Source organism: Moritella sp., assembly GCF_033791185.1.
In the GTDB taxonomy this organism is placed as follows: Bacteria; Pseudomonadota; Gammaproteobacteria; order Enterobacterales; family Moritellaceae; genus Moritella.
In genome coordinates, this window is the sequence record NZ_JASJHF010000317.1 from 1 (window position 1) to 14879 (window position 14879).

A 14879-nucleotide genomic window follows, 5' to 3' on the forward strand; every position below is an offset into this window, starting at 1 on the left:
TAAAGGCCAACATTGTTTGGCCTATTGCGCATAACCCTCCCCAATGTTGCCACTGTTGTTACATATCTTTAGCTGATAGCCAAAATGCCATTCTTATTGCTGATAGGCAAGACTTAGCATTTATTATGTTGTAACAACAGAAATGCTCTATCATTTTAATATAGCGTAATGATAAATCTGACTAAATTATATGGTTCAATACTAGTGCTGCTAGAGTTAATAGCGGCTTGTATCCACTCTTAAGTACCTAATTTATTTTGTTGAGGATGTAAATGAAGCAATCTCCCTCTTTGAATCAGCAAGGCGGAAAACCGGGTGATAGCGGTTTTAAACGAATATTTAAAGCGACAGGCTATTCTATGCAAGGGTTACGTGCTGCGATTAAATATGAGTCAGGAGTAAGGCAGGAATTATTGCTATTGCTGCTACTTACGCCTGTCGTGTTAATGCTCGATGTGACTAATGTCGAAAAGATCTTGTTGATTGGCAGCCTAGTATTAGTGTTGATTGTTGAGTTACTGAACTCGGCAGTTGAAAACGCGATTGATCGCATTGGAAGCGAATACCATGAGTTAAGTGGCCGCGCTAAAGATATTGGTTCGGCAGCCGTATTTGTCAGCCTCTGCCTTGCTACGTTTGTATGGTTTATGATTGTGATTTTATAGTGAGGTCTATAACTCGACTCGTTATAATTATAAAGGAATAACTACATGATTTGGAAAGGTATTACTAAGGTTGAAACGAACGTTTTTAAAGGTTTGGGTATCTTAATGATCGTTATTCATAACTTTATGCATCGTTTCCCGACACCTAGCGAAAATGAAATGGAGTTTACGGCGGGCAAGGCTTTCAATTTATTTGATATTTTATTAACCGAACCAGCCGGGATTATTCGCGCACTATTTAGTTACTTTGGTCATTTTGGTGTACAAATATTTATCTTTTTAAGTGCCTATGGCTTAATGAAAAAGTACGCTAAAAGTGACAGTAAGTTGTTATATATAAAATTCATTTTTGAGCGAGTTGTCAAAATTTACCCGATGTTTTTACTCGCTATCGTGTCTTACTTTGTGTTTATGTTTACCTACAATGTTGTTTATAGTGGCATGGTGTTGATGGATTGGTTGCTCCCGTTGTCAAAGCCGCTTATCTTTAAATTATCTCTGTTATATAACTTTTATCCAAACCAAGGTTTATCGATAGTTGGACCATGGTGGTTTTCATCGTTTATCTTTCAATTTTACTTAGTATTTCCATTAATATTGGCCATGTTCAAACGCTTTGGCAATGTATTTTTAATCGCTCTAAGCTTGGTTTGTATCGCTATATCCATACTGACTAACGGTTATCTGTACAGCAATGTTAGCGTTTTTATTACCGTGATAGGCCACATGCCAGTATTGTGTTTAGGGATTTATTTAGCGCAAGATAAGCCGCTACACTTGCCAAATTGGTTACTTGCCATTTCAATTACAGCATTTGCTATCGGTAATTTTAATGAATATGCATTTTTAGTCAGTCATTTCTTTTTTGCTATCATCTTGGTGTTTTTGTTTAGCGCGATATTGAAGCACATTAAAGTGGGCAGTTTAGTTTTCAAAACCTGCATGTTTTTTGGCTCAATCTCAATGCCATTATTTTTGGTCAATGGATTTTTAAGAACCCCTTGGGAAGGCATGGCGCATGAAATTAACAATGAATTAATCACTATTTTATTGTGCTTATTGTGTTTGACCATCGCATCGCTTTATTCGGTGTTTCTGTTGAAGCTCAATAATAAATTACATGGTTTATTAAAAGCTAAACCCCTCAGTATGCGATGAACACGGTATTTAAACACACCCGTTGTGCGAGTGATATAACCTTGTTTCATGCTTGTATTGCTTAAACTACGGCTACCACTCACGTTGCAATATCGCTATTCCGTGAAGTAGATTATTTCTGAAGAGTCATTCACGACGTATTTATCTTGCTTGATGTCAGGGTGGAACACTGATTTAGTATAATCAATTTGTGTTGCGGTTACGCCTAACCATTCTGCAAAAGTATGTGGGAAATCACGCATGAAATAAGTGGTATTTTGTACGTTACTGTTGGTTTTGCTACTGGAAATAAATATAAGCGGAACCTCAAGTGCTTCTCTCTGAAATAAACGACCCACACCATGAGATTTATACGGTTTTCTTTCTATATCTACGAGTCCATGATCTGAAAAATATATCACTTCATAATCTAAAGACGTTGATTTTAGCAACGACACGACTTTATTCATAAATAGACTGGTGTTTAAGATACTATCATCATAACAGTTTTGGTCATTACTCAACTGTGCTCTATAAGCGTCCTCTAGTTTTGCTAAGTCTTTTGTTCTTTCACAAAAATCGGCATGAGAGCCAATCATATGTAGAAAGTAAACGTTATTTGCATCACTGTCTAAATGCGCTTTTAAATCCTCGATTAAGACGAAATCAGAATTTGCCTGTTGATAATTTTGATTATGAAATATGGTTAAGTCAGTTCTATTGGCAATGTTAGTGATGGGGCTATCATATATGCCAATCTGACCTTGATTAGAAAACCAGTAGGTATTGAACCCAGACTGGTTGGCTAAGTCGATAATGTTCAAATTGTTGTTAACGTTTAGTCTATTATTGATGGCTAAAATTCGACTCAAGGCCATGCCGGTTTGCGGGGCTGGTGCAATTGGATCTGAAATTAAAGTTACACCATTTGTGTCTTGCAGCGATTGGGTTGTCTTCCTATAGTATCCATATGAGAATAAAGATGATTTTTGTACCGACTCTCCAATTATAACCACATAATTTTTCTTATTGGATGAGGTTGAAACCGTGATATTTTCCCATTCTGATGTGATCGGGGTGTTCTCAATTTTTTTCAATTGTGCATATGATTGTGATAAGGGAATTGATTTCAATAAAGGCATATTAAATAAGATGTAATAGGCCCTACTCATCGGAGCTAGGACTACTTCCCCCGTTGGCGATACTGAAAATATGGAATTATTCTTAGCTTGTGATGACGATAAACCAACTAATAACACCAGAGTGGACATGAGAATTACATTGGTTTTAAAACCAACGAGACATTGGTTTATTTTAAATAAAAGCAACGGCGTGATAATAAGTTGTAATAGCACCACTAAGGGAATATCAAAGGAATTAAGCATTTCCATACTTTCTTTGGTATTAGTTTCCATCAGACTGATAAAAATACCCAGTTCAAAGCGCCCATATTGGATACTAATAAATAGCATGATGGATGAAATAGCACTGATCATAATGAACAATAATAAGTTCAGGTATTTTGATTTGAACATTGAAGATAAAAGCAAAACAAACAGCGTACTAATACTGGCTTTAAGTGCAACGCCAACAATATATTTTATGTTAGCAAGGTTTAAAGTACTGCCTAAAGACTCCACATCGACCAGAATGAAAATATAATAGATATAAATTAAAACAATAGACGCCAATAAATAGCGTATATTTTTAGATGAGTTAAGTGGTAGTTTTTTTGACATTAAAATATAACCAAGTTAACGATAGTTAATCTAATATTAGGTGATAAAAGTTGAAGTTGGCCCGTTACATCTAACTTACTACAAATAAAGCATATTTTTCTACTGCGCTAACCTCATTTTTCTGTATTCCTGCTTTACTTATTATGTTGCTTCAGCATTAGGTCAATAAGCAGGGATGTTTAATGATAGATCTCAATACCTTTAACCCGCGTTTGCAAATACTATTAAGTTTGATACTAACCCTTGTGCTTGGTCTATTGTGGTATAAAACCAAAATGTGGTTAGTACCTGTGGTATTTGTGCTTACGCCACTGGTGTTAATTGGGTTGTTAAGGATCCCGTTTTATATTGTCATTACCTTTATTATTTTTTCCTATTTTCGTATTCATGAAGCTTTTCCGATGCTGATGCCCTTACGTATTCCTTTGGCATTTTCGCTCGCGTCTTTTTTCGTACTGGGCTGGCATATATTCTTAAGCAATAATATTAAAATATACTGGTCGACAGAACTGACCTTAGTTTGCCTATTTTTAGGCTGGGCGACGTTTGGTATCATGTTTGCTTATAATAAAGGTGCCGCGTTTACTACTTTTAGCGGCGTACTCAGTAAAGTTTGGGTGATGACGATCGCGATCTGTTGGCTGGTACGCAGTATCCATCACTTTCGTATTGCCACTTATTTATACGTGGTTGCAGGCGTAATGATTGGCTTAAAAGCCATTAGCAATAAGCTAGAAGGAATTGGCCTTGTAGAGGGGACTCGGGTCACTATTTCCCGAAACCTAGGTTCCTTAATTGGCGATCCGAATGATTTATCGCTAGTACTGATGTTCCCAATGTCATTTACCTTATCTAATCTACTGCAACCAAACATTGGCAAGTTACACCGATTATTCTTAGCGATTGCGTATGTTATTTTATTTTGGGCCATTATTGCTACCCAGAGTCGTGGTGGATTGATGGGCATTATGACTGTTACGGGTTACTTTGCCTTTAAGCGCATCAAAAACAAGCTATACATAGTAGCGGGAGCGGCTATGTTATTGCCGATTTTATTAGTGATGGCGGGGGTTTCTGACCGTTCGTCAGGCGGTGCCGCTGAAGGTGGGGTTGATGAATCTGCGATGGGCCGTATTTATGCATGGATGGCGGCATGGGGTATGGCTGTAGCAAACCCTCTTACCGGCGTAGGTATAAATAATTTCTACCTTAATTATTACTTGTTTAGCCCACATTGGGATGGTAAAAATCATGCTGTTCACAGTACTTGGTTTCAGGTATTAGCTGAAACGGGCTTTATCGGCTTAGCACTACTTATTACCCTGATTACCATGTTGTTTAGGCGGTTATGGCGCACAGAAGTCGATAGCAGGGTGTTACCGGCAAGTGAGCGAAATGCTATCGTGACCTGTAACGACGGTATTTTTGCTGGATTGCTGGCGTTTTGCGTGGCGGGGACATTTTTGACTCAGGGGTTTACCTGGCCTTTGTATATTTTATTATCGATGACCGTGGCGTTAGCCAAGATATTGTCGGAAAGGTTGGCAGTCGGAGAGTTGTCTAAAACGGCTTAGCTGGGCTCAATTTAGCGATAAAGTGAACGCATGTATTAAATAATAGCGGCGTTTGTGCTATGTTTTCGTTACTGTATTTTATCGAGTTCATCTGCATTGCCTGATTATTCTTTTTCTACTTTTGCGCAACTGATTGGTGCTAATTGTCGTACCTTATCATTTCGCCCCGAAGGTGCTGTTTTTACCACCAAACAACAGCAGACATACCATTACACTTGGGCGACATTTGAGCCTAAATTAAGGCATTACCGTGGTTCATTTTTTGATACCTTAGTGCTTAATTGGGAGAACCAACGTGTGCGCTTAAATGGTATTGCCAAGGCGGAGGTCGCTGGACTCATAGATGATTTGTACTTCTATGCATTAGAAGGAAAAGCCGCGTATATCCTCGAGCAGTATCAGCAACTCACGCAAGTGATAGAGCAAGGTTATATACCGCATTCAAAATGGCTGGATTTACATACGCGGTTAGCATCGATGGCCGACTGGTTTGAAATACTGCCACAGATTAATCGGGTCCCCCCAACACTTAAGCTACCTTTAGCCCGTTTGCGCTTTTGGCAGCAAAGTCAGATCGAAAACTTAGCTAAATATAACCAAGCTGTGATGGACAAGCACAAACAAAGCTATAAAAGCTTGTTTGACGGTCTTGAAAGCCATCCTCTAACCGAAAAGCAACGTGATGCTTGTATTGTTGCGAATGATGCCAACTTGGTGTTAGCGGGGGCTGGTTGTGGGAAAACCAGTGTCATGCTGGGACGTTGCGCTTATTTATTAGAATCACAGCAAGCAAGCGCTGAGGCAATATTAATATTGGCCTTTGCCAAAGATGCTGCGCTGGAAATGAAAACAAGACTTGCCGAGCGGTTACCAAACACTAAAATCACGGTAAAAACCTTCCATGCACTGGCTTTAGATATTATTAAGCAAGTTGACAGTGATAGGTCAAAAGTCAGTAAGCTTGCGAGCAGTGATAACGCCAAGCAGCAATTTTTCAAACAAAGTATGACGACGTTATTGCTTGATGCTGATTTTAACGCCTTGTTTAGTGAGTATTGTTACGCTTATGTCGCTTGGCTTGGCGCATTAGACGATGATAAACATGACGCTGAAGTTAAACGATTATTGGCAGGCAAAGGTGGTTATAAGAAACTGTTAAGTCAACTTATTGAATTGACGATGCAGTATAAAAACAGTCGGAGTGTAAAAGCTGAGAAAAGATTAAATGCCTTACCTGATAGCCATTTTGCGGCGTTAACCTATCAAGTTGTGGCGATATTACTCGAGCATTATCACGCCCACTTGGATGAAAGCAATGAAATTGATTTTGATGAGATGATCACTAAGGCAACTGATCACGTAAGTAGTGGTCAGTTTAATTCGCCTTGGTTACATATTCTGGTGGATGAATTTCAGGATATTTCACAAGCACGAGCAAGTTTAGTCAGGCACTTACAAACTCAGCACGATAACAGTAAGCTGTTCTGTGTTGGTGACGATTGGCAGGCGATTTATCAATTTGCTGGCAGTGATATTGCAGTGACAACGCGTTTCAGTGAGCATTTTGGTATGACGACGACATTACCGCTCGATACGACGTTCCGTTTCAATAATCAGATCAGTGCTGTAGCGAGCAAATTTGTGATGGCGAATGCAGAGCAAATGAATAAGCAGATAACCACGCATACGCAAGTTAAGAAAGCCTGTATTGAGATTAGCTACTATCAAAGCAATGACAGCCAAAAAAGTGCAGCAGCGTTAACCTTATTGTTAGATAAAAAATTATCAAAAATAGCGGCAAGTGTTAAGAGTGCAGGTAAGCAAAAATCGCTGCTGTTACTGGCTCGGTTTAATTTTCAATTACCGGATAATAAGACGCTGGCAGCCTTATCCTCACAATATCCGCAGTTGGCTATCAAAGCCATGACGGTGCACAGCTCAAAGGGGCAAGAAGCCGATAATGTGATTGTATTAGCCATGGAGGCGGGAGAGCATGGTTTTCCTTGTCATAAGCCCCGTCACCCCTTTGCGCTGATATTACAACCAGATGGGGCTGGATTTCCTGATGCTGAAGAGCGACGTTTGTTTTATGTGGCATTAACGCGGGCTCGTCAGCAGGTCTATTTATTGTGCAATAAAGATAAACCATCGGGATTTATTGAAGAGCTCGTCTTGGGTGATTACGCCATTACGGTTGCAAAGTAGTAGGGCTGGCGAGCGTTAACTTGCCTTGTTAGTGGCTTCTATTTCAAGTTTACGTTGGAAATCTTGTTGTACGATCGCTAATGCTGCCATGACTGTTTCTGTTGGCAGTGGGTTTTCTTCAAGTATTTGAATAAGGTCTACAGCAAGTTTTATATGCTTTGGCGCGCTTTCTAGCGACATGATTAAATCCTTTATTATTTTAGTGATTTTAGGTGACGTCCACTGGTTAACTAGCTAACATCTTTCTTTTGTTCATAGCGTTGTAATTGTTGACGGACTTTTGCTGTCGCGGCCTGACAACGCGCTAACCTCTGCTTGGTTTGCTGCAATTGCAGAGGCTCGGTTTGCTGATCTATTATTGCTTGCAAACGGCGTTCATATTCTAACTGTTGCGCTAACTTTTGATATAAATAGTGTGATTTCTGCAATAATTTCTTGGCAATAACGTCATAGTTGGTTTGCTGTTCTTGCACTTCGCCAGATCTAAAATTACATTGTTTTAATACGTTGTTAATCGCCCTAAATTGATGCGCGACTTTCTCTAATAACACTTCTTCTATGGATAAGGTATTTTCTGGTCTTGATTTTGGCTGCAGAGCTTTACTGGTTTGTTTATCAAAATATTCTTGTAAACGCGCCATATTCTTTTCTAATTCAGCCACGTACTGATGGATATCGTGATTGTTATAGATGAATAAGCCAGGGTAGAAGGAAGCGCGATCACGTAATTTATAGTTTATCGTCGTGGTGTGGCTGGAGTTAACTTGCTTACTTAACGCACTCAACTGTTGAACACGTTGAGCGAGTAAGTTTAACTGCTGTTGTTGATGAGTTATTGTAGCCATGCTTGATAAGCCAGTTTACACGCGATAATAATAACCACTGTAATGAATAATGGGCGAATGAATTTAGCACCAAAATGGATAGCAGTATGGGCCCCAATGATAGCACCAACCATAATGGATAGTCCCATGCTTAAGCCCAGATACCAGTTGATATGACCAAGATAAATAAAGGTCAGTAGCGAGGTAAAGTTACTGGTGAAATTCATTGCTTTAGCGACGCCAGAAGCAAACAGAATGTTCAGTTTGTAGAGTGCCATTGTTGACACCGTCCAAAATGCACCGGTACCGGGTCCTGCTACACCATCATAAAAACCAATGATATAACCTTGTAAACCCTGTTTCTTACGCAATGCCGGCGTGTCATCTGGTAAGGTCTCACCGCTATGCTCTTGGGTTTTACTAAAAATAGAATAGATAGCTGTAAAAATAATAATAACGGGTAACAACTTGTCTAACCAAGCGGTGCTGATGACATTGACCACTAAGGTGCCGCATATTGCGCCAACGGCAGTGAACAGAAATGAACGCCACCAAAATTTGGGATTAAATAAACGCTTCTTATAGAAGGTGATCGCTGCTGCACATGAACCAAAGCTCGCGGCTAATTTATTGGTACCTAATGCCAAGTGTGGTGGTAGACCTGCACTGAGTAATGCGGGAACCGTTAATAAACCACCACCGCCAGCAATGGCATCAATGAAACCTGCAACTAAGGCGACACTGCATAAAATTATAAAAACCGAAGGTTCTAAACCAAGTTCTAACATCAAAATTCTATATTTCTTTTGTAAGGGGGAAGCGAATTAAGCAATGCTGGTCCGTAGCGTTTACTGACAACTCGACGATCAAGTAGCGTGATTCTACCAGAATCTTTTTCTTTTCTCAGCAATCGCCCACAAGATTGGATCAATTTTTTACTGGCTTCGGGTACGGATACTTGCATAAAGGGATTGCCGCCCGATTTGGTGATCCATTCTGACTGCGCTTCTTCTACCGGAGAGGTGGGTACTGAGAACGGGATTTTGGTAATAATTAAATTAGTTAATAAGTCACCGGGTAAATCAAGACCTTCAGACAAACTGCTGGTACCGAATAAGATACTGGTTTTATTGGCTTTGACGTTTTCAGCGTGCTTTTGTAGTTGTTCGCTACGTGAACTTTCTTTTTGCACCAATAACTCTAATGTGGTGGCGCTACGGATGATTTCGGCAACTTGATTCATCTGACGGTACGAACTAAACAATACTAACGAGGCTTTTTTGTCAGGCAATAAGCTTGGTAGCTTCTCTGCTAATAATTCGGTAAAGCCTTGCTCATTGGGCGCAAGCGCTAAGTTGGGGATGTATAATTCAGCTTGTTCGAACTCAAAAGGCGAGTTGAGTTGCAGGTGCTGGGTTGATTCGTCATTCAATAAACCCACTTGGCGACGGAAATAGTTAAAGTTACCGAGTGAGGTTAATGTTGCTGATGTCAGGATCGCGGCACCACACTGTGACCACAACATGTGCTCAAGTTTACTATCCACATCAATTAAACTGGCGGCAAAGATATGATCGTCTTGGCGACTGCCGCTTTTTTCTACCCATTTGGCTAGCGGCGTGCCTTTGGTTTCTTTAATCAACATGTTCCACACTTGATGGAGATTTTCGATGCGCTGTAAGTAGAAACCAACCTCAGCAATGAGCTTGTTGGCTTTCGCTTGCGGCAGTTGATCTTGTTTTAATTGTTCAGCAAGGACATCAACAATTTTCGCTGTTTGTGAAACGCCTCGTTTGGTTTCGTGATTCATATTAGCGGCCAGTTCTGCTAATGCTTCTGGCAGTTCACCATCAGCAAAACGCCAAGAATCATCGCTAAATTGGCGGTCATTGGCAGACATTAAACTGTGGATCTTGGTGAGTTCTTTATTGATGCTGTTGATTGATATAAGCAGTTTTGTGACCGGATCTGAGATCTCACTCGAGGCAATGGTTTGCGTGAGTTGTTTCATTGATACCGCCATGGTTTGTAACCACGCTTTAGCGCCTAATACTGACGCATGTGCCGAAGAGAAGTCTCGGGTAATGCGCGGCAGGTGATGGGCTTCATCGATGACGTAATAGCAGTCTTCAGGTTTCGGTAAAATGATACCGCCACCGAGTTCTAAATCGGCCAATAATAGTGCGTGATTGACAATGAGTACGTCACATTGATCTAAGGCTTCACGGGCTTTATGGAACGGGCAATTACGGTGGGCGCTAAATGATTTACTGCAACTGTGACGATCAGAAACAATCATCTGCCAGATATCATCAGGGATCTGGGTTGGCCAACTATCAATATCACCTTGCCATTTACCTGCTGCATAAGCGGTAAACAAGCGCTTGATAAGTTGTAAATCACGTTTTTTAGGAATAGTCGCTAAGTCAGCAAGCAGCTCTATTTGGTCATCGGCTTGGGCAAGCATGGCTAGTTTTTGTTCACAGCAATAGCGCTGGCGACCTTTGACTAAAGCAAATTCAAATTTAAGACCTGATTGGCGGCGAAAAAAAGGCAGCTCTTTGTGTAATAATTGCTCTTGCAAGGCAATCGTAGCCGTCGATATGACTAATGTTTGTTTCGCTTCGGTTGCCAGTGGGATCCCTGCAATCAGATAAGCTAATGATTTACCTGTGCCAGTTCCCGCTTCAGCAATAATCAAACGACGGTTTTTATCAAAATTACCGGCGAGAGTTTTTGCCATTTCTGCCACAAGGATATTTTGTGAGCGACGGACTGCGAAGTCAGGTAGTGAATCACGGATGTTTTGATAAACATCACGAATCGCTTTTTTACTCTTATCTGAAAGCATGGTTACTCTTAATCTGAAGAAAGGTCGTTAGCACTTTTATAATCACTCTATTTTAGCGCAATTATAAATTCTGTATAGATATTACGTCGGTGAACACTGATAAATTTACAGTAGTTTATAAAAATGCCGGTTGAGCGCTTATTCACCACTGACAAAGTTTACAAAACTGACAAATTAGAGACTGAAAGCTGACGACAGCTTTTATATGATAGCGCTGTTATTTGCACTCCTCATTTTATTGTTGCAGCGACAGAGGAAGCAATAAAGGTATATAATCCTGAAGTTGTGTAACCAACACGGTGTTGAGCGCTCAAGCATCTAAATTATTCGTATTTAAATATATAACGATATAAGGCTTTCTTAAATATGTTAGACGATGATAAAAAACACATCTTAATTGTGGAGGATGATTTAGAGATTTGTCGCCTTCTCGAGATGTTTTTACGCAGTAAAGGCTACCAAGTATCGCTCAGTAATAATGGCACCGATGGACTTGCTGATATCACCCGGTTACAGCCTGATTTGGTGGTATTAGACATTATGATGCCAGGTTTGAATGGTATTGAAGTATGCAAAAGTTGTCGTGAAACCTACAGTGGTCCGATTATTATGTTGACTGCTTGCAGTGAAGAAATCTCTGAAATATCAGCGTTAGATACTGGCGCTGATGGCTATTTACACAAGCCATTGCGACCACATATCTTGTTATCTCATATCGAAGCCTTGTTACGCCGTGAAAGCCGTAGTCAGGAAAATAGCCATGGTTTGAATCATACTGGTTGTTTAACCATAGACATTGTTAAGCGTCAGGTGACGCGTGATGAAGAAGAAATCATCCTAACTGGAGCAGAATATGAAATGCTCGAGTATCTCGCTAAACAAGCGGGCAAGATTGTCAGTCGCGACGAGTGTTACCGTGCTCTTAAAGGCGTTGAATTTGATGGCTTGGACAGAGCACTAGATATGCGTCTATCAAGTTTACGTAAAAAGATTAAAGATGATGTCGCCCCGTATCAAATTATCAAAACAATTCGCTGTAAGGGCTATTTATTTGTTAAGCAATAATGTGTTTTCCAAACTGAAGAAATGCATCCATCGGCATACGCCGAATACGCTGTTTTTCAAGCTATATTTAAGTATTACCGCCATTATTATTGGCAGTATTGTTATTGTCAGCTTGTTCATGGATTACTATTATGAAAACCTTGACGATGCAGCCTTCGTGCATGACGCGAGTTTTGTAGCTAGATTACTTGATGATTTTATTGAAGATACAGAACGTTGGAATATGGAAGTCGACTTGTTGAGTCGATTTACCGGTTTCAGCATTGAAAATATTTCGATGAAAAAAGCCCTACAGTATCATCAAAAACATGAATTATTAGATGTTGTTGATATACCGCCCAATAAAAACTATCCGCCATTACCTGCAGGGATAGGCAAGTGGGGAGTATACGTATACAAACACAATGAAGAAGATGACCGTCTTGCCGTCATCCTGCCGCATAATGATGGATTATTATTGATTATGGACAGTACCGAAGCTAATTTACCGATAGATGGACCTGAAGATTGGGAGGACTATGATGCCGAACTATTTTTATTAGCTTTTATCTTTTTGAGTATTGCATTGGTGCTATATTGCTCTGTGAGAAACATATCCAATCACGTCTATCGACTTAGTTCTGCCAGTTTAGCGTTAGCAAGTGGTCAGTTAGATACACGAGTTAATGATAAAATGCCCCAGCCTTTAAATCAGATGGCGGCTAGTTTCAATGAGATGGCGACATCTTTACAGCATTCGCAGCATCAGCAACAAGTCATGGCCAATGCCATTGCCCATGAATTACGTACGCCATTAACACGTATTCAGTTAGTTATGGGCTTGTTAAGTGATGAAACACATAATGAATATACCACGGCATTACATAATGATTTAAGTCGTTACACCGTTGAAATGGAAGCCTTGGCTAATGATATTTTGATGCTGCAAACCATAGAAAATAACGCCTCTTTAATCCATCAGCAGGTCGACTTAAGTGCATTGATGCAAGCACGCAAAGCTGAGTTCCAGCTTCAATATCCTCTCGTGTTACTGTCTGCCAATATCGATAGTGTGAGGGTCGATGCAAATGCACGTTACCTACAGCTTATCGTGGATAACTTAGTTAAAAATGCCTGTTTGTATGCGGATTCAGCCGTCAATATCAGCCTCCAAAGTTATGGTGAGCATTATCGTATTATCGTCGAGGATGATGGTGATGGCATCTCGCCACAACAACGCGAGCAGGTACTTAATGCGTTCACTCGTTTGGATAATAGCCGCAGTCGGCAAACGGGTGGGTTTGGTTTAGGCTTGGCGATTGTTAATACGATTGTTAAAAGTATGCACGGTGACATACTGATTGAAACCAGTGACCTTGGTGGCGCAATGTTTATTATTGAGCTTAAAAATGCATCGCAAAGCTAAAATGAAAATGACGAAAAATAGCATTTTTCGTCATTCTATCTCATCGGTTATGTTGGGCTTTATACGGTGCGTAATTCGCGGCGTAAAATCTTACCGACTGCGGATTTTGGTAACTCATCCATAAACACGATCTGCTTTGGCACTTTATAGGCGGTTAAGAAATCTTTACAGTGTGAAATTACATCCGCTTCTGCAAGATCTTGGTTTTGTGGGGACTTGACGATAAATGCTTTAACGGCTTCCCCGGTTTTTTCCAAAGGTACTCCAATCACAGCCGCTTCAAGAATGCCGCTGTGGTTAGATAAAATTTCCTCGACTTCGTTGGGATAAACATTAAAACCAGACACAATAATCATGTCTTTTTTACGATCTACAATTTTGTAATAGCCGTTCTCTAGGCGTACGGCGATATCACCGGTTTTAAAGTATCCGTCCGCTGTCATTACCTCTGCGGTAGCGTCATTGCTGCGCCAGTACCCTTGCATCACCTGTGGGCCTCGAACCGCTAATTCTCCCGCTTCACCGGCGGCAACTTCGTTATCACTTTCATCAAGTAATTTAATTTCTGTACCTGGAACCGCCGAGCCAATCGAGCCAATTAAGGTCTCGCCGGGACGATTAAATGTGACTACCGGTGCGGTTTCTGATAAGCCATAACCTTCACAAATATCGCAGCCCGTTACTTGTTTCCACAGCTCCGCCGTAGAGCTTGTCAACGCAGTGCCTCCGGATGTGGTGATCCTTAATTGACTGAAGTCTAATGCTTTAAATTCTGGTTGCGTACACAAACCAACAAATAAGGTATTCAGGCCTGAAAAAGCGGTAAATTTAACGGCTTCAATGGCCTTGATAAAGTTTGGCATATCGCGCGGGTTAGGAATCAGTACCGAATGCGCGCCTGTGCTGAAGTATAACAGTAGGGTAATGTTAAACGCATAAATGTGATAAAGCGGTAGCGGTGAGATGAGTACCTCTTCACCTTCGAAGATCACCTTATCTAAACGACTTTTGGTCTGAATGGCGTTACTTAATACATTGCCTTGACTTAGCATGGCACCTTTTGAAAGTCCGGTTGTGCCCCCTGTGTATTGTAATACCGCTAAGTCATTGAGGCTGCACGCCACTGGCTGGTAAGTTGATGTTTCGCCAAGGGCTATTGCATCAAGTAATGATATTGTTGCTAGTTTTGCTGACCCTTGTTCTTGCGGCGCGAGTAAATCAGCAGCATGGGTCGTAATCACTGTTTTGATATTTGTTTCAGGCAGTACTTTTTCTGCGACAGGTAGTAGGTCAGATAAGATCACTAATGCTGTGGCTTCAGAGTTATTAAATTGATGTAGCATCTCTCTTGGCGTGTACAGCGGGTTGGTATTCACTAATACTAATCCTGCCCGAGTTGCACCATAAGCAACGA

Annotated in this window: 12 protein-coding genes; 6 read left to right on the forward strand and 6 right to left on the reverse strand. The window is 40.6% G+C overall.

What is annotated here, in order from left to right; translation table 11 throughout:
- The first annotated feature begins 272 nt into the window (after nucleotides 1-272).
- Together QNK26_RS18055 and QNK26_RS18060 are read left to right on the forward strand one after the other, a co-directional pair.
- Nucleotides 273-665 (forward strand): diacylglycerol kinase, encoded by a 393-nt coding sequence (locus QNK26_RS18055; RefSeq protein WP_319225459.1) that lies wholly within the window; start codon nucleotides 273-275, stop codon nucleotides 663-665.
- Nucleotides 666-710: 45 nt separating this feature from the next.
- Entirely contained in the window at nucleotides 711-1823 is a 1113-nt protein-coding gene (locus QNK26_RS18060) for an acyltransferase family protein (RefSeq protein ID WP_319225460.1), read from the forward strand.
- Nucleotides 1824-1918: 95 nt separating this feature from the next.
- On the opposite strand, the gene QNK26_RS18065 is transcribed toward QNK26_RS18060, so the two are convergent.
- Nucleotides 1919-3541 carry a sulfatase-like hydrolase/transferase gene (locus tag QNK26_RS18065; protein WP_319225462.1) on the reverse strand — a complete coding sequence of 541 codons (1623 nt, stop codon included), beginning with the start codon at nucleotides 3539-3541 and terminating at the stop codon, nucleotides 1919-1921.
- Nucleotides 3542-3723: 182 nt separating this feature from the next.
- On the opposite strand from QNK26_RS18065, the gene QNK26_RS18070 reads away from it, so the two are divergent.
- A complete protein-coding gene (locus QNK26_RS18070) occupies nucleotides 3724-5115 on the forward strand; it encodes an O-antigen ligase family protein (RefSeq protein WP_319225464.1) in 1392 nt (463 codons plus the stop codon).
- A gap of 54 nt (nucleotides 5116-5169) precedes the next feature.
- Nucleotides 5170-7320, forward strand: a complete 2151-nt coding sequence (locus tag QNK26_RS18075; protein ID WP_319225465.1) for a UvrD-helicase domain-containing protein — start codon at nucleotides 5170-5172, stop codon at nucleotides 7318-7320.
- A gap of 15 nt (nucleotides 7321-7335) precedes the next feature.
- Here QNK26_RS18075 and QNK26_RS18080 read toward each other — a convergent pair whose 3' ends face one another.
- The 4 genes from QNK26_RS18080 to dinG are packed head-to-tail and all read right to left on the reverse strand — an operon-like array spanning nucleotide 7336 to nucleotide 10995.
- On the reverse strand, nucleotides 7336-7500 hold the full coding sequence (locus tag QNK26_RS18080; RefSeq protein WP_319225466.1) for a DUF2496 domain-containing protein: 165 nt from the start codon (nucleotides 7498-7500) through the stop codon (nucleotides 7336-7338).
- Nucleotides 7501-7550: 50 nt separating this feature from the next.
- Nucleotides 7551-8165 carry a primosomal replication protein PriC gene (gene priC / locus QNK26_RS18085; protein WP_319225468.1) on the reverse strand — a complete coding sequence of 205 codons (615 nt, stop codon included), beginning with the start codon at nucleotides 8163-8165 and terminating at the stop codon, nucleotides 7551-7553.
- A complete protein-coding gene (locus tag QNK26_RS18090; protein ID WP_319225470.1) occupies nucleotides 8153-8932 on the reverse strand; it encodes a sulfite exporter TauE/SafE family protein in 780 nt (259 codons plus the stop codon). The genes priC and QNK26_RS18090 overlap by 13 nt, the downstream gene beginning before the upstream one ends.
- Entirely contained in the window at nucleotides 8932-10995 is a 2064-nt protein-coding gene (gene dinG / locus QNK26_RS18095; protein WP_319225472.1) for an ATP-dependent DNA helicase DinG, read from the reverse strand. Before dinG ends, QNK26_RS18090 begins: the two co-directional genes overlap by 1 nt.
- A 366-nt stretch (nucleotides 10996-11361) precedes the next feature.
- On the opposite strand from dinG, the gene QNK26_RS18100 reads away from it, so the two are divergent.
- Entirely contained in the window at nucleotides 11362-12060 is a 699-nt protein-coding gene (locus QNK26_RS18100; protein WP_319225473.1) for a response regulator transcription factor, read from the forward strand.
- A complete protein-coding gene (locus tag QNK26_RS18105; RefSeq protein ID WP_319225474.1) occupies nucleotides 12047-13465 on the forward strand; it encodes an ATP-binding protein in 1419 nt (472 codons plus the stop codon). Before QNK26_RS18100 ends, QNK26_RS18105 begins: the two co-directional genes overlap by 14 nt.
- Nucleotides 13466-13524: 59 nt before the next feature.
- Here QNK26_RS18105 and QNK26_RS18110 read toward each other — a convergent pair.
- Nucleotides 13525-14879 (reverse strand): AMP-binding protein (locus QNK26_RS18110; RefSeq protein WP_319225476.1); only part of this gene is annotated, 1355 nt, incomplete at its 5' end.